The following is a 14090-nucleotide window of genomic DNA, read 5'->3' on the forward strand; positions in this document are numbered from 1 at the left end:
TGATCCTCGCCCGCGGGTGGATGGCCGATGAGCGCCGTATCCTACCGCCCGCCGGCGAGCGTCTACCGGGCCTATAGCGGCCTGCAGCGCATCGCGATCGCGACCGGCGAGGCCGCAGTCGCCACCCGCGCCGTCTCCGCCGATGAGGCCGCGTTCCGACTTGACGACGTGCGGAAGACGCTGACCGACGCCCTCGCAAGGGTGGACGCAGCGCTCGGCGATCTCAGGCCCGAGCCCGACACCTTCAAGCAGCTTGGCGACGTTGCGTCTCTCGCGCTGTCCGACGGCTTGGCTTCGGCGCCGGCGGTCGGACGGCTTGTCCCCCGCTTTCCGGGAGCCGCGTGATGTTCGATCTCGCGATCTTCCAGCACGTCGATGGCCCGAAGCCTGCCGGTGTTGAGTTCACCGCCGTCCCGGTCATCCGGCGCCGCGACAAGAACGGCGTCGAGAGCATCGAGATGCTCGGCGTTCGCTTCACAGGTCGGACGGCCGACGAGGCGCGGACTAAGGCCGAGGCTCAGTTCGCCGCGGATCGAGCTCGCGCCGAGCGGCGTGACGCCAGCTTGCGTGACGCCGCCGCCAAGCGCGCGGCCATTCGCGAGGTCGCGTGACCATGTCCCGCGCCCTCCTCTGCATCGCGATCCTCGCGGCGGCCGGCGTCATTCTCGCCGTCATCCTGACCGAGCCCCGGCTCGCGCCGACGCAAAGCGGCGTCATCGACCGCACCGACCGAACCGATCGTCTCAAGACGCCGCCGCTGGATATCCGCGTCGTCGGCGAATGCAGGAGCGCGTGATGCAGCAGTCATGGGATTGGTGGCGCGCCGCGCTCGCCGGCAACTTCGGCCCGATCAGCGACGGCGTTCCGCACGCCGGATTCTACCGGACGCGCCGCAAGGGGCAGCCGTGGGAACCGGTCGCGATTTGGGCGGACGACGCTTCGCCAGACGGTTGGATCGCCCTGAAGGGCGCAACGCGGGTCAGCGCGATCGATTTGTGGACTTGGTGCTGCAGGAACCCGGTCAGCGAGGAAGCCTATCGCCGCGCCGCCGCCGGCGATGGCTGGGCCGATGAGCCGCCCGCGGCGCCGGAGCCCGGCATCGGACACAACTCCGGCTCGGGCGATCCCGTCGACGCCATCCGCGCCGAGCTCGCCGGTGAAGAGGAGATGGCCGCCGAGCTCCTCGCCAAGCCGATCGAGGACCAGGCCGGCGTCGACAAGACCGCAATCTGGGCGAAGCGCATCGGCGATCTGGCGGCCAAGGCCGAGAAGAGCCGCGTCGCCGAGAAGGAGCCCCACCTCGAAGCCGGTCGCGCCGTCGACGCCAAATGGAAGCCGGTCGTCGAGGACGCCAAGGCGCTCGCCGCCAAACTCAAGGGTCACGCGACGCCCTTCCTGATCGCGCAGAAGCGCGCCGAGGAAGAACGCGCCAGCGCCGCGGCCGCTGAAGCCCGCCGCATCCGCGAGGAAGCCGATGCCGCCGCCCGCGCCGCGCGCGCCGATGACGAGGCCGAACAGGCACGCATCGCCGAGATGGAGCGCCAGGCCGCCGCAGCCGACCAAGCCGCGGTCGCGAAGAACGCCACTGCCGGGCGCACCGGCGCGCGCATCGCGCTTCGGACCGAGACGAAGGTGATCGTCACCGATTTCGCTGCGGCAGCCGGGCACTACGTCGCCGCGCGCCATGCCGATCTCGTCGAGCTGATCGGCCGTCTCGCCTCCCGCGACGTGAAGGCCGGCGCCGAGATCCCAGGCACCGGACGCAAGACCGAGGAGCGCGCAGCGTGAACGCCGTCGCCACCATCGATGCCCCGCGCCAATCGCTCATCGCGACCATGGCCTCGCGCTACAGCATGGAGCCGAAGGCGTTCGCCGACACGCTCCGCGCGACGGTGGTCCCGAAGAACGCGACGAACGAAGAGTTCGCTGCCTTCCTGATGGTCGCGAGGGAATACGACCTCAACCCCATCACGAAGGAGATCTATGCGTTCCCGAAGCAGGGCGGCGGCATCCAACCGATCGTCTCCGTCGATGGCTGGGCGAACCTGATCAACTCGCACCCTCAGTGCGACGGTATCGAGTTCGAGGATCATCTCGACGGCAGCGGCAACCTCGTATCCATCACATGCCGCATCTATCGGAAGGACCGCGCCCGTCCGACGACCGCGACCGAGTACATGGTCGAGTGCCGGCGCGAGACGGCAACGTGGAAGCAGTGGCCGCGGCGGATGCTCCGCCATAAGGCGCTCATCCAGGCGGCCAGATACGCCTTCGGCTTCGCAGGCATTGTCGACCCCGACGAGGGGGAGCGCACCGCCGCGCCGACGCCGCCGAGCTCTGAGCCCAAGCTCATCCCACCGAGCCCGCCGGCGCCAACACGCGGCGAAACCTTAGCCCGCACCGCAGCGACATCGCCTCAGCGGCCTAATATGCAGGACGAGCCGCCGACGTCACCAGCGCCCGAACGTCTCGATGCGCAGGGCTCGGTCGATCCCGAGGCGTGGACCGCCGACTGCGAGCGGCGCATGAGCGCCTGCAAGACCCTCGACGCGCTGAACGAGCTTTGGGAGCACGAGATCGCGCTGGAGAGCGAGGATGCCTTCCCAGCCGACATTGCGAGAGTGCGCGAGTCCTTCGCCAAGCACGAGGCGAGGCTCTCCGATGGCTGAGCCCCGTGCGGCGCTGCCGCCGATCCGATGCCGTTGGGATGGAGAAGCCTTCATCCCCGAGCGGCGCTTCGCGCGGATCTGCGACAACCGCTTCATCATCGGCGAGCTCTATCCGCTCGTCGTCGAGGAAGAGCGATCGCAGGCGACGCACAATCACTACTTCGCGGCCGTGCACGACGCTTGGGTGAACCTACCCGACGACATGGCGGAGCGCTGGCCGACCGCCGAGCACCTCCGGAAGTGGGCGCTGATCAAGGCCGGCTACCGCGATGAGCGAACCGTGCCATGCGCCACCGCGGCCGAGGCGCAGCGCGTCCGCGCCCTCGTAAAGGGGCTCGACGACTACGCCGTGGTCCTCGTCCACGAGAACGTCGTCTCCGTCTTCACCGCAAAGACGCAATCGACGAAGGCGATGAAGAAGGCCGAGTTCCAGGAGTCGAAGCAGAAGGTGCTCGACGTCCTCGCCGAGCTGATCGGCGTCCGGACGCGCGAGCTCGAGCGCGCCGCGGGGCAAGCGGCATGACGAACGCCACCGAGCACCGCAAGGCCATTCCCCTCGGCGTGAAGCTCAAGGCTGCGCTCGCCGCCGCCGGTTTCACCGATGCAGAGATCGAGGCGCCCGGGGGGATCGAGTTCGACCATTGCCCGGCGCTCGCACTCCGTGTCGTCGACGAAGCGACCGGCGACCTCGTCCCGGCAGCGAACGACTGGCGGTTCATCCGACCACTGCGGAAGGCCGACCATCGGGCGAAGACTTGCGGCCGCCACGGCGAGCGGCGCGTCACCAGCGCCGGCTCTGACCAGCATGCCGTCGCAAAGGTTCGTCGCATCTCGGCTGACGTCGAGGAATCGCGCCGGCGGATGCTCGCGAAGGAAGCCGGCGAGCCGCGCGAGAAGCGCTCCCGGATACCGAGCCGACCATTTCCGAAGAAGGGATTCAGGCGATGACGAACCGCGAGCGCCTGCCCGACCCCCGCCCCGGCTTCGCCTGCGACAGCTACGGGCAGTTCGCAATGAAGCGGGCCGGCACCTGCCTGACCTGCATGAACTGCGGCGCGACGACGGGGTGCTCATGATGCTGGCACCCCCGCTCTTGCACATCGAGGCGATTGACCGAGCCGAGCTCAACCGCCTGCTGACGCAATGGGGCCACCGGATGGGCCCACACACCAGGCCGAGCTACGCGATTGAGGCTCACCACGCCATGTTCGTCCATGGCGAACCGGTCGCCGTGACCGCAGCAGGCGAGACCGTTCGCGAACGCGTGGGGAGCACGTCAATCCTTCGCGTGGACTGTGTCGAGCTCGTGCGCCTATGCGCGGCACGGCGCGACTTATGCCGCCCGGTTCTTCGCCTGTGGCGCGAGGTGCTCTTTCCGGCGATCGCGACCGTCCACCGCCGCGCGGTCGCGGTCAGTTACCAAGACGAGGCGCTGCACACCGGCGACCTCTACCGCTTCGACGGCTGGGCGTTGCTCGCTCGAGCGGGCGGCGGCGGCCGGGACAACCGCACGGGCAGACAGGGCCGCCGCATGAAGGTCTGGGGCTGGCCGCCGGCTGATGCGCTGTCACTCGCCGCGCCTGACACGCAGGGGTGCTCGTGATGACCGGCCCCAAAATCGACGACGCCGAAATCTTCCGCCTCGCCGCCGCGATGACGAAGCGCGACAAGCCGACCTACCAGCGCGGCCGGGAGACCTACCAGCTCGACGACCCGTTCGCCGATGCGATCGACACGATGTTGAACGAGCAGAAGCTGCGGGAGCTCGACAAGTGAGCGGCGCCCCCACGTTCACCGCCGAGGATCGGGCTGCGCTGCTGATCGCGAGACTGCGGCGCTACCAGATAGATGTCCGCCCCTCCGACTTTTTTTGCGATCACGCAGCCGACCTCATCGAAGCCCTTCAGGCCCAGATCAAGGACAGCGCGAAAGAGATCGAGCGCACCAGCCGCAACCGAGACATGTGGCGGGATCAATCCGGGCGGCAGGCGGAGAAGCTCACCGCGATGTGCTCCACCCTCTCTGACGAGCGCGCAGCATCGGCGGCGAAGGATGCGCGGATCGCGGAGCTGGAGCGATCGCTGCGAGGTCGCCAGCGCTTTCAGATTGGAGACGCCGTCGAGGCGGCCTCAACGTGCCCCGAGTACCTAGATTGGCTCGGCGCGGAATTGTATGTCGCGACCATACGCGCTGATGACCTCACCGGAGACATCTCCATCGAAACCAGCGACGAGTGGCCTCCTAAGTCCGGTCGAACTGACGGCTGGTCAGAGACAGACTTGTCGCCCCGCCTCGCTCTCCATACGGCCACGGGGGAGAAGTCGTGAGCGTCGCCGCGCTCTTCGTCGAGAAGGATGGAGTGTATTCAGGTCTTCCTGGCGTCGAGCCATGGGATGAAGAGCGCGACGCGCGTCGCTACGCAGGCCCGCATCCGGTCGTCGCCCATCCCCCCTGCCAACGCTGGGGAAGGTTCGCAACAGGCTCCACTCGAAAGCCGGCGCAGTACCGCGTCGGAGAGGATCAGGGCTGCTTCGCAGCGGCGCTGACCGCCGTCCGCAACTATGGCGGCGTGCTGGAGCACCCTAAGGACAGCCTCGCGTGGGATTACTTCGGGATCATGCGTCCGGCTCCTTCCGGGTGGGTCCGGGCAGATCGGTTCGGCGGCTGGGCGTGCCAAGTCGAGCAAGGCCACTACGGGCACTTTTCCCGCAAGGCGACGTGGCTCTACGCGGTGGGAATGTTGCCGCCTCCTTTGATCTGGGGACGTTCCGCGCAGCGCCTGCCCGCCTATGCCGTCGAGCGCTACGGATACGAAAAAGCGCGCCGCATAGGCGTCATGGCCGCAGTGGGCGGCAAGGACAAGACACGCATCAGGAATGCTACGCCGCCGCAGTTCAGAGATGTCCTGCTCTCGATCGCTCGCGCGGCCGCCCAGCCGGAGGCCACCTCAAATGACTGACGCCCCCAAGCACATGTCAGCAGCGGAGAAGCGGGCAGAGATTAAGCGAAGCTACGCAAAAGCCTCAGAAGCGGTCAAGGCGTCGCCCCGCTTAACCACCCTCCAGTCCGGGACACCGCCGAGATGACGGCGACAGCGGAGCGAGAGCCGACGATGCTGAGCGCGGCCGAGATCGCCTCTCGCTACGGCTTCACGCCTCGCCACTGGATCGGGCAAGCCGCAGCGGGCAGAATCCCCGGTGCCTATCAGCCGAGCGGAACGCGGGGAAAATGGATGTTCGACCGCATCGTCTTTGAGCGATGGTGGGCATCTTCACGCAAGGAAGTGCCGGCATGGCCAAACCATTTCTCCGGGGCAAGACCTACTGGGCGCGGGCCCAGCGTAACGGACGAACGTTCCGGCGAAGCCTCCGCACGTCGGATTTCGCAATTGCTAAAGACCGCATGCGCCAGTGGCTGAAGCAGCTCGACGCTGAAGCCTGGGGCGACCGCGCCAAGTACACGTTCGAAGAGGCCAGCGAGAAGTTCATCGCGGAGCACTATCCGAGCCTGAAGCCCGCGTCGCGGAAGCGCTACGGCATCAGCCTTGTGCACTTAAACCTGCACATTGGCCCGAAGGACATCACCGAGATCGGCAGCGCCGAGATGTCGGCTTTCGAGACCGCCCGGCGCTCCGCCGGCGCCTCGGCTCCCACCATCCGTCGAGACCTCGCTTGCCTGTCCTCCGTCATGACCTCGTGCGAGGACTGGGAATGGCTCGACGACGGCAAGAACCCGGTGCCGGCGTTCTTGAAGCGCCGCGCGCGCCGCGGACTGAAGGAGTCCCCGCCGAACCGACGATACCTTACCGAGGATGAGGAAATCGCGCTCCTTAAAGCCGCGACGCCGATGGTCCGGGCGGCTATGGCGATTGCGATCGATACCGGGCTCCGGCGTGAGGAGCTGTTCTCGCTCCGCTGGTCTCAGGTGGACATCGCTCGAGGCATGATCACGACCACGACGAAGACGAAGAACGGACGCGCTCGCGTCGTGCCGCTTCCGTCGCGGTCAGCACAATTCATGCTACAGCGGCCACAGCACATCCGGTCCGAATTCGTCATCCGCCACGACAACGGAGATCGGGTCCTGCAGATGAACCGCGGCCTCAAGGGCGCGATCAGGCGGGCCAATATCCCGGACCTGTCGTGGCATGATCTCCGCAGGACGGCGGGATGCCGCTGGCTTCAGAGGGACCGGCGTTCGATGGAGGAGGTGAGCCTTCTCCTCGGCCACTCTTCGATCAAGGTTACGGAAAGCGTCTATGCCTTCCTTGACGAAGAGGAGGCCGCCACCCGCACATTTCCCGCTACAGGGACAGCGGACTAGCTGCCATTATTCCTGTATAATCAACGCGGTAAGGAGATAAGACCGTGAACTCTGACTCCGCTAGTCTTGGTTCGAATCCAAGTCCCCCAGCCAGCTCTCCAAAAACCCGAACTCTTAGCCTTGCGTCCGCATTCCGCCATGGCGGCGGAGCGGCTCGTCGCCAATGGGGGCGCCGCCCCGATCCGGGCCGACGTTGGTGACGGGATGGCGGCAGCTGAATTCGCCTCATAGCGTGCAATGGCGCGCCACTTCGATCAGGCGCACGACTTCGACCGAGCGTCGTTTCAGATCCTCTTCGCTCGAAGCCTGAGCGCGTTGCCGATCACGCTGACGGACGACAGGGCCATGGCCGCGGCCGCCACCACGGGCGAGAGAAGCAGGCCGAATGCGGGGTAGAGCGCGCCTGCGGCGATCGGGACGCCGGCCGCGTTGTAGACGAAGGCGAGCACGAGATTCTGCCGGATGTTCGACATCGTGGCTTCGGATAGCCGCCGCGCCCTGACGATGCCGGTCAGATCGCCGTGGAGCAGGGTCACGCCCGCGCTTTCAATCGCGACATCGGCGCCGGCGCCCATGGCGACGCCGACGTCGGCGGCGGCGAGCGCAGGAGCGTCGTTCACTCCGTCGCCGGCCATGGCGACGACGTGGCCCTCGCGCTTCAGCCGTTCGACGACCGCGTGCTTGGCCTCCGGCAGGACATCCGCCTCAACCTCCTCGATGCCGAGCCGGCGCGCCACCACCTCCGCGGTCGTGCGGTTGTCGCCCGTCAGCATGACGACGCGGAGCCCCTGGAGCTTCAGGGTCCGGATCGCCTCAGCCGTCGTCGGCTTGATCGGGTCGGCGATGGCCAGCACGCCCGCGAGCATACCGTCCAGCCCGACGTAGATCGCCGTCGCTCCGTCGCGCCGCAGCTCGTCGGCGCGGGCGGTCAGGGCGGAGACGTCGACGCCACGCGACTTCATGAACTCGGCGTTGCCGACGAGAGTCATCCGCCCGCCGACCTTGCCGGACACCCCCTTGCCGCTCGGCGCGTCGAAGTCCGTGACCGTCGGCACGTCGAGACCGCGCCCTTCGGCCGCTGCGACCACGGCCTGGCCCAGCGGATGCTCGGACGCGCGCTCGACCGCTCCGGCGAAGCGCAGGACGTCCTCCTCTTCGAAGCCTTCCGCCGCCACCACGTCGGTGACCGACGGCTTCCCCTCGGTGAGTGTGCCTGTCTTGTCGACCACCAGCGTGTCGACCTTCTCGAGAAGCTCCAGCGCCTCGGCGTTCCTCACGAGGATGCCGAGACCTGCGCCCTTACCCACGCCGACCATGATCGACATCGGAGTCGCGAGACCAAGCGCGCAGGGACAGGCGATGATGAGGACCGCGACCGCGGCGACCAGTCCGTAGGCGTAGGACGGCTGGGGTCCGAATGCGGCCCATACGACGAAGGCCACGACCGCGATCAGGATGACGGCGGGCACGAACCAGCCGGAAACCGTGTCGGCGAGCCGCTGGATAGGCGCGCGAGAACGCTGGGCTTGCGCGACCATCTGGACGATCCGGGCCAGCATCGTGTCGCGGCCGACTTTCGTCGCTCGAACCGTCAAGGCACCGGACTGGTTCAAGGCGCCGCCGGTGACGGCGTCGCCTGCGGCCTTGGCGACAGGCATGGACTCGCCGGTGACCAGCGCCTCGTCGACGACGGAGCGCCCGTCCACGACCTCGCCGTCGACCGGCGCCTTCTCGCCGGGCCGAATGCGAACGAGGTCGCCGACGGCGATCGCATCGACCGGGACCTCCTCATCCGACCCGTCGTCCTTCAGCCTCCGAGCGGTCTTCGGCGCGAGATTGATCAACGCGCGGATGGCTCCGGAGGTCTGCTCGCGGGCGCGCAGCTCCAGCACCTGGCCGAGCAGCACCAGCACCGTGATGACTGCGGCGGCCTCGAAGTAAACCGGGACCGTCCCGTCGGGGCTGCGGAACACAGGAGGAAACACGCCCGGCGCGAGCGTCGCGACCACGCTGTAGGCGTAGGCGACGCCAGTGCCCATAGCGATCAGCGTGAACATGTTGAGATTGCGGGAGACGATGGACGCCCATCCGCGCTGGAAGAACGGCCGCCCGGCCCAAAGCACCACCGGCGTCGCGAGCGCGAACTGGATCCAGACCGACGCCGCGGGCGGCACGACATGATGGATCGCGGGGAAGAGATGCGCGCCCATCTCAAGGAGGAAGACCGGAACGGCGAGGACCAGCCCGATCCAGAACCGCCGGGTCATGTCGGCGAGTTCGTGGTTCGGCCCGGTCTCCGCGGTCGCCGTCTCCGGCTCCAGCGCCATTCCGCAGATCGGGCAGGAACCGGGACCCACCTGCCTTATCTCGGGATGCATCGGGCAGGTGTAGATCGAGCCGGCCGGGGTCGACTTCGTCGGGACGACCGAAAGCGACATATAGAGCTCCGGATTCTTCTCGAACTTTGATTTGCATCCGGCAGAGCAGAAGAACACGAACTCGCCTTGACGCTCAGCCCGATGCTTTGCGGTCGCAGTCTCGACCGACATTCCGCAGACTGGATCCGTCGCCGTCGTCATCGACCCGCTCCCTATCTTCCGAACTTCACCAATACCCCTACTGGGTATGACGCGCTTGCACAAGATACCCCCACCGGGTAAGAGTGCGGCCATGCAATTCGCCACGAAAACGTCATGCGGCAAACGTCTGAGCCGGATCGAGGGTCAGGTTCGCGGCATTGCGCGCATGCTGGACGAGGATCGCTACTGCATCGACGTGCTGACCCAGATCTCCGCAGTCCGCGCGGCCTTGAAGCGCGTCGAGGAAGAGATTCTCAAGGACCATGTCGGCCACTGCGTCGAGAACGCCATCCGCTCCGGCGACAAGGACGAACAGCGCCAGAAGGTTGCGGAGCTCGTGGACGTCCTTGGGAGAGTGCGCGGATGACGCCGCGCCGGCCCCGTCGCGGAGGCCGAGCAAGCCGCGGCTCTCAGCCGGCCTCCTACAACGGGCCTGAGAAAAGTCGGGCGATAGCTTGACAGGACGGGATAACGGAAACGTCCGGCGCGTTTACGGCGCGCCGGACGTCCCATCGGGGGAGTTCTTCGCAAACGAGATCGGATTGCGGGCTTGTCCGTCCCGTCCGCGTCCCGCCCCGAATTGGTCAGGGTCAATCGCAGACGCGGACGCGCCGCGGATAGGGGTAGCCGTCATAGTGGGAGGCGGCGCTCGACCCAGCAGCGGCGCTCGTACACCACCTCTTGCGGCGAGGCGTCAGTTGCGCTTCCGACGAGCGCGCCCAGCAGGGGACCGCCGAAGCCGCCGCCGCATAGCCGAAGTGATCGCCGGCGGAGGCCGCCGTCGGCGCTATGGCGGCGGCGAGAACGGACGCGGCGAGCAAGCCGGCGAACAGTCTGCGTCCGTACGCCGAGATCGTGGTCATGGCGGTCATCCCCGCAGGTCCACGGACCACCCGTCGCGGCCCTTATGCCGCTTCGTCGCCGCCGTTTGGGATCGGGTTCAAACCACCCCGGAATTTTATCGACGCCATCTCGCTACCGCCGTTCCGCATAAATTGTGAGCCGGTCCTATTAATGGGCGCCATGACGGCTGGGGGCGGCGTGACAGAGCTTGACGGCGCGCTATGATTGGTGAGGGTTAGTGCTTTCCACCGTAGCAGGCGCTCAGGCGCCGGATGCGGGGCAGGCCTCGCAGTCGCTGGCCGAAAGGATTCCATCCTGATGAAAAAGCTCGTTCTCGCCGCCCTCGCAGTCGCAATGGCAGGCGTCTCCGTCCCCGCGTCCGCCGACGTGATGCAGGACATTAAGGCCAAGGGCGTCCTCACCGTCGGCGTGAAGGCGGACTACAAGCCGTTCGGCTTTCGCGACCCGACGGGTTCGATCGTGGGGATCGAGCCCGATCTCGCGGCCGATATAGCCAAGCGCCTCGGCGTAAAGCTCGAGTTGGTGCCGGTCGTCGCCTCGAACCGCATCGAATTCCTGAATCAGGGCAAGGTCGACCTGCTGATCGCGACCGTGTCCGACAAGCCGGAGCGGCGGAAGTCGGTGCTCGCGATCGATCCGCAATACTACTCGGACTCCGTCAACATCCTGATGACGCAGAAAGCGAAATACACGGATTGGGAATCGCTCAAGGGCAAGACGATTTGCGCGACTTCCGGCTCGTTCTACAACAAGGAGGTCGAGGCCAAATACGGCGTGACCATCAAGGCGTTCGACGGCTCGGAAAAGCCTCTGTTCGCGCTGAAGCAGGGCGAATGCATCGGCTACCTCTATGACCAGACTTTCGTGCAGGGCAAGCTGCTCGACGACGAGTGGAAGTCCGGCTTCTACATGCCGTTGCCCGGCATTCTGGAGACGCCGTGGATCATGGCCGTGAAGACCGGCGAGGACGGTTTCGCGAAGTTCCTCTCCGACACCACCGTTGACTGGTTCAAGCAGGGGCTCGTGGTCGACGAGGAGAAGAAATGGGGCATCCAGCCGACCGACTATTCCAAGCGGATGCACGAAGAGAAATCGAAGGGCTGATCGATCTCGCGACGCCGGGCGGGCCCATCGCCCGTCCGGCCATAGGCTAACCGGGGGTACGTGAGGGGGTCGATGGAAGCCGTAGCTGAGTGGGGTCGGGCGCTCTACGAGACCACCGGGATCAACCTGACGATCCTGTACGACGCGTTTGATCAGAAGCGGTTCATCTCCGGCCTCGGGATGACGATCTATCTCAGCGTCGTCAGTCTTTTCTTCAGCCTTGTCATCGGCGTGATCGGAGCCTGGGCGCAGGGCTCCGACTTCAAGCTGGTGCGGTGGCTGATCAACGGCTTCATCGTTATCTTCCGCAACACGCCGCCGCTGGTCCAGATCTTCTTTTTCTACTTCGGCCTCAGCAATCTGCTCCCTTATATCGAGGACGCGGACGGCATGCGGGCGCCGCTGTTCACCAACGTCCAGTGGGCGATCATCTCGCTTTCATTGTTCGCGGGCGCCTTCAACATCGAGATCTTCCGATCCGGAATCGAGGCAGTGCCGAACTCCACCAAGGAGGCGGCGTCCGCGCTCGGCTACACCCGGCTCGGGACTTATCTGTATATCGTCCTGCCGCTCGCGATCCGCGTCTGCCTGCCGGCGCTGAACAACAATCTGGTCAATCTGCTTAAGACGACGTCGCTCGCTTACGCGATCGCAGTGCCCGAGCTGCTCTACGCTTCGAAGCAGATCTGGACCGACGCGCAAAACGTGCCCACCATGATGGTGGTGCTGCTGTTCACCTATGTCGCGCTGGTCGGCGTTCTTGTATGGGCCATGAACGCCTGGGAGCGGTCTATGGCCATTCCCGGCTACGGAGCGGGGCGCGCCCGATGAGCGAGAACAGCGAAGCCCCCTTCCGTCCGATGGCGGTGCTGCTCGAGCCACGCCCGCGACCCATCGGTCTGCCGGACGTCGGCTTGCCGAAGCTGACGATGACGCACTGTTACTGGCTCGCCGTCGCCGCCCTGCTGGTCGCGGGCGTCGCGCACGCCCAGGCCCCGGCTGCGCCGGCCCAAGAGGCGCTGTCGGCGGCTCCTGCGACGCCGCTATCCGTCATTATCAAATGGCTGCCGTTTCTGCTGAAGGGCTTCGTCTTCAACATCGTCATCTCGCTCATGGCGATGGCGCTGGGCACCGTCAGCGGCGTGCTTCTCGGTCTCGGCCAGATCAGCCAGAACGCGCTCATCCGCCGAACGTCCTGGTTCGTCACACAGTTCTTCCGGAACTCGCCCTGGCTCGTCCTGCTGTTCTTTGCGATGTTCATGATCCCGTTCGAGTTCCACGTGTTCGGACTTCGCATTCCGTTGCCGGACTGGTTCAAGGCGATCATCGGCTTCGCGCTTCCGGTGATGGCGAACGTCGCCGAGCTCCTGCGCGGGGCGATCCGATCGCTGCCGAGCGGCCAGTGGGAGGCGGCGGAATCGCTCGCCTTCTCCCGCACCAAGACGATCTGGGGGATCATCCTGCCGCAATGCGTGAAGCGCATGCTGCCGCCTTGGATGAACCTATACTCGCTGATCACGATGGCGACGGTGCTGGCCTCGATCGTCGGCGTCGGCGAGATGCTGACGCTGACCGCGCAGGTCCACGCCGCCGAGGGCGGCCGGCCGGAGCTGTTCGCGCCGCTCTACGGCTTCGCGATGGTCTGCTTCTTTCTCTATTGCTATCCGATCTCGAAACTCACGCAGCGTCTCGAGCGCCGCTTCAACGTGAAGACCTGAGGAGAGCGCTTTGGCCAAACCGCTGATTGGGACCCCCGCCGTAGCGCCCTGGACGCCGGATCAGCCGATCATCAGCATCGTCGACGTTCGCAAGGCTTTCGGCGCCTTCGAGGTGCTGAAGGGGGTTTCGCTCGACGTGAGGAAGGGCGAGGCGATCTGCATCATCGGCCCGTCCGGCTCGGGCAAGTCGACGTTGATCCGCTGCATCAACGCGCTGGTCGACGTCAACTCAGGCTCGATCCTGGTCGAAAACCAGGAGGTCAACGACCCCCGGCTCGACAAGCTCAAGCTGCGCCGCAAGGTCGGCATGGTGTTCCAGCAATACAACCTGTTCCCGCACAAGACCGCGCTGCAGAACGTCATGATGGCGCCGATCAACGTGCTCAAGCAGGACAAGAAGGAGGTCGAGGAGCGGGCGCGCGCGCTGCTCGCCAAGGTGCGGCTGACGGGCAAGGAGAACAGCTATCCCGGCGAGCTCTCGGGCGGCCAACAGCAGCGCGTCGCTATCGCCCGCTCGCTCGCCATGCGGCCGGACATCATGCTGTTCGACGAGGTGACGGCCGCTCTCGACCCGGAGACCGTGAAGGAGGTGCTCGTCACCATCCGCGAACTCGCCGAGGAAGGCATGACCTGCCTGCTCGTGACCCACGAGATGAAGTTCGCACGGGACGTCGCCGACCACATCTATTTCACCGACAAGGGCGTGATCGTCGAGCATGCGCCGCCCGAGGAGTTCTTCGCCAACCCGAAGGACGAGCGCACACGCACCTTCCTCGGACAGATCCTTTAAGCTGGACGATCTCCCCCGCCCTAAAAAGGACCGGCTTGATCAC

Annotated in this window: 20 protein-coding genes; 18 read left to right on the top strand and 2 right to left on the bottom strand. The window is 66.2% G+C overall.

Going from position 1 to position 14090, the window contains the following annotated elements; translation table 11 throughout:
• The first annotated feature begins 27 nt into the window (after window positions 1–27).
• From PKE75_RS14440 to PKE75_RS14500, 13 genes are all read left to right on the top strand, one after another.
• Window positions 28–345, top strand: coding sequence for a hypothetical protein (locus tag PKE75_RS14440; RefSeq protein ID WP_271169447.1), 318 nt, complete (start codon window positions 28–30; stop codon window positions 343–345).
• Window positions 345–611 carry a hypothetical protein gene (locus PKE75_RS14445; protein WP_271169448.1) on the top strand — a complete coding sequence of 89 codons (267 nt, stop codon included), beginning with the start codon at window positions 345–347 and terminating at the stop codon, window positions 609–611. The genes PKE75_RS14440 and PKE75_RS14445 overlap by 1 nt, the downstream gene beginning before the upstream one ends.
• Before the next feature lie 2 nt (window positions 612–613).
• On the top strand, window positions 614–796 hold the full coding sequence (locus PKE75_RS14450) for a hypothetical protein (protein ID WP_271169449.1): 183 nt from the start codon (window positions 614–616) through the stop codon (window positions 794–796).
• Window positions 796–1788, top strand: coding sequence for a hypothetical protein (locus PKE75_RS14455; RefSeq protein WP_271169450.1), 993 nt, complete (start codon window positions 796–798; stop codon window positions 1786–1788). The genes PKE75_RS14450 and PKE75_RS14455 overlap by 1 nt, the downstream gene beginning before the upstream one ends.
• Window positions 1785–2669: a RecT family recombinase gene (locus tag PKE75_RS14460; RefSeq protein ID WP_271169451.1), complete on the top strand. Its 885-nt coding sequence runs from the start codon at window positions 1785–1787 to the stop codon at window positions 2667–2669. Before PKE75_RS14455 ends, PKE75_RS14460 begins: the two co-directional genes overlap by 4 nt.
• Complete coding sequence (locus PKE75_RS14465; protein ID WP_271169452.1) at window positions 2662–3192, top strand: hypothetical protein; 531 nt, start codon at window positions 2662–2664, stop codon at window positions 3190–3192. The genes PKE75_RS14460 and PKE75_RS14465 overlap by 8 nt, the downstream gene beginning before the upstream one ends.
• The gene (locus PKE75_RS14470; RefSeq protein WP_271169453.1) at window positions 3189–3617 is read left to right on the top strand and encodes a hypothetical protein; all 429 of its coding nucleotides are present in this window, start codon (window positions 3189–3191) and stop codon (window positions 3615–3617) included. Before PKE75_RS14465 ends, PKE75_RS14470 begins: the two co-directional genes overlap by 4 nt.
• Complete coding sequence (locus tag PKE75_RS14475; protein ID WP_271169454.1) at window positions 3614–3745, top strand: hypothetical protein; 132 nt, start codon at window positions 3614–3616, stop codon at window positions 3743–3745. Before PKE75_RS14470 ends, PKE75_RS14475 begins: the two co-directional genes overlap by 4 nt.
• Complete coding sequence (locus PKE75_RS14480; RefSeq protein WP_271169455.1) at window positions 3742–4272, top strand: hypothetical protein; 531 nt, start codon at window positions 3742–3744, stop codon at window positions 4270–4272. Before PKE75_RS14475 ends, PKE75_RS14480 begins: the two co-directional genes overlap by 4 nt.
• The gene (locus PKE75_RS14485; RefSeq protein WP_271169456.1) at window positions 4272–4445 is read left to right on the top strand and encodes a hypothetical protein; all 174 of its coding nucleotides are present in this window, start codon (window positions 4272–4274) and stop codon (window positions 4443–4445) included. Before PKE75_RS14480 ends, PKE75_RS14485 begins: the two co-directional genes overlap by 1 nt.
• A complete protein-coding gene (locus PKE75_RS14490; protein WP_271169457.1) occupies window positions 4442–4996 on the top strand; it encodes a hypothetical protein in 555 nt (184 codons plus the stop codon). Before PKE75_RS14485 ends, PKE75_RS14490 begins: the two co-directional genes overlap by 4 nt.
• Window positions 4993–5628: a hypothetical protein gene (locus PKE75_RS14495; protein ID WP_271169458.1), complete on the top strand. Its 636-nt coding sequence runs from the start codon at window positions 4993–4995 to the stop codon at window positions 5626–5628. Before PKE75_RS14490 ends, PKE75_RS14495 begins: the two co-directional genes overlap by 4 nt.
• 302 nt (window positions 5629–5930) lie before the next feature.
• Entirely contained in the window at window positions 5931–6992 is a 1062-nt protein-coding gene (locus PKE75_RS14500; RefSeq protein ID WP_271169459.1) for a tyrosine-type recombinase/integrase, read from the top strand.
• A 284-nt stretch (window positions 6993–7276) separates the two neighbouring features.
• On the opposite strand, the gene PKE75_RS14505 is transcribed toward PKE75_RS14500, so the two are convergent.
• Entirely contained in the window at window positions 7277–9571 is a 2295-nt protein-coding gene (locus PKE75_RS14505; protein ID WP_271169460.1) for a heavy metal translocating P-type ATPase, read from the bottom strand.
• A 91-nt stretch (window positions 9572–9662) separates the two neighbouring features.
• Here PKE75_RS14505 and PKE75_RS14510 point away from each other — a divergent pair, with 91 nt between their 5' ends.
• Entirely contained in the window at window positions 9663–9938 is a 276-nt protein-coding gene (locus PKE75_RS14510) for a metal-sensitive transcriptional regulator (protein WP_271169461.1), read from the top strand.
• Window positions 9939–10161: 223 nt separating this feature from the next.
• Here PKE75_RS14510 and PKE75_RS14515 read toward each other — a convergent pair whose 3' ends face one another.
• The gene (locus PKE75_RS14515; RefSeq protein WP_271169462.1) at window positions 10162–10443 is read right to left on the bottom strand and encodes a hypothetical protein; all 282 of its coding nucleotides are present in this window, start codon (window positions 10441–10443) and stop codon (window positions 10162–10164) included.
• A gap of 289 nt (window positions 10444–10732) precedes the next feature.
• On the opposite strand from PKE75_RS14515, the gene PKE75_RS14520 reads away from it, so the two are divergent.
• The 4 genes from PKE75_RS14520 (at window position 10733) to PKE75_RS14535 (ending at window position 14047) form a co-directional block, all read left to right on the top strand.
• Window positions 10733–11539 carry a transporter substrate-binding domain-containing protein gene (locus tag PKE75_RS14520; protein ID WP_271169463.1) on the top strand — a complete coding sequence of 269 codons (807 nt, stop codon included), beginning with the start codon at window positions 10733–10735 and terminating at the stop codon, window positions 11537–11539.
• Between the two features lie 72 nt (window positions 11540–11611).
• A complete protein-coding gene (locus PKE75_RS14525; protein ID WP_271169464.1) occupies window positions 11612–12370 on the top strand; it encodes an amino acid ABC transporter permease in 759 nt (252 codons plus the stop codon).
• Complete coding sequence (locus tag PKE75_RS14530) at window positions 12367–13257, top strand: amino acid ABC transporter permease (RefSeq protein ID WP_271169465.1); 891 nt, start codon at window positions 12367–12369, stop codon at window positions 13255–13257. Before PKE75_RS14525 ends, PKE75_RS14530 begins: the two co-directional genes overlap by 4 nt.
• A gap of 10 nt (window positions 13258–13267) precedes the next feature.
• Window positions 13268–14047: an amino acid ABC transporter ATP-binding protein gene (locus PKE75_RS14535; protein WP_271169466.1), complete on the top strand. Its 780-nt coding sequence runs from the start codon at window positions 13268–13270 to the stop codon at window positions 14045–14047.
• The last annotated feature ends 43 nt before the right edge of the window (window positions 14048–14090 follow it).

This window comes from Hansschlegelia plantiphila, from assembly GCF_027922265.1.
In the GTDB taxonomy this organism is placed as follows: domain Bacteria; phylum Pseudomonadota; class Alphaproteobacteria; order Rhizobiales; family Methylopilaceae; genus Methylopila; species Methylopila plantiphila.

Coding starts and splice junctions, on each gene's coding strand:
- PKE75_RS14455 (WP_271169450.1), top strand. CDS start 796: ATGCAGCAGTCATGGGATTGGTGGCGCGCCGCGCTCGCCGGCAACTTC.
- PKE75_RS14485 (WP_271169456.1), top strand. CDS start 4,272: ATGACCGGCCCCAAAATCGACGACGCCGAAATCTTCCGCCTCGCCGCC.
- PKE75_RS14450 (WP_271169449.1), top strand. CDS start 614: ATGTCCCGCGCCCTCCTCTGCATCGCGATCCTCGCGGCGGCCGGCGTC.
- PKE75_RS14525 (WP_271169464.1), top strand. CDS start 11,612: ATGGAAGCCGTAGCTGAGTGGGGTCGGGCGCTCTACGAGACCACCGGG.
- PKE75_RS14505 (WP_271169460.1), bottom strand. CDS start 9,571: ATGACGACGGCGACGGATCCAGTCTGCGGAATGTCGGTCGAGACTGCG.
- PKE75_RS14515 (WP_271169462.1), bottom strand. CDS start 10,443: ATGACCGCCATGACCACGATCTCGGCGTACGGACGCAGACTGTTCGCC.
- PKE75_RS14465 (WP_271169452.1), top strand. CDS start 2,662: ATGGCTGAGCCCCGTGCGGCGCTGCCGCCGATCCGATGCCGTTGGGAT.
- PKE75_RS14475 (WP_271169454.1), top strand. CDS start 3,614: ATGACGAACCGCGAGCGCCTGCCCGACCCCCGCCCCGGCTTCGCCTGC.
- PKE75_RS14445 (WP_271169448.1), top strand. CDS start 345: ATGTTCGATCTCGCGATCTTCCAGCACGTCGATGGCCCGAAGCCTGCC.
- PKE75_RS14480 (WP_271169455.1), top strand. CDS start 3,742: ATGATGCTGGCACCCCCGCTCTTGCACATCGAGGCGATTGACCGAGCC.
- PKE75_RS14510 (WP_271169461.1), top strand. CDS start 9,663: ATGCAATTCGCCACGAAAACGTCATGCGGCAAACGTCTGAGCCGGATC.
- PKE75_RS14520 (WP_271169463.1), top strand. CDS start 10,733: ATGAAAAAGCTCGTTCTCGCCGCCCTCGCAGTCGCAATGGCAGGCGTC.
- PKE75_RS14440 (WP_271169447.1), top strand. CDS start 28: ATGAGCGCCGTATCCTACCGCCCGCCGGCGAGCGTCTACCGGGCCTAT.
- PKE75_RS14530 (WP_271169465.1), top strand. CDS start 12,367: ATGAGCGAGAACAGCGAAGCCCCCTTCCGTCCGATGGCGGTGCTGCTC.
- PKE75_RS14470 (WP_271169453.1), top strand. CDS start 3,189: ATGACGAACGCCACCGAGCACCGCAAGGCCATTCCCCTCGGCGTGAAG.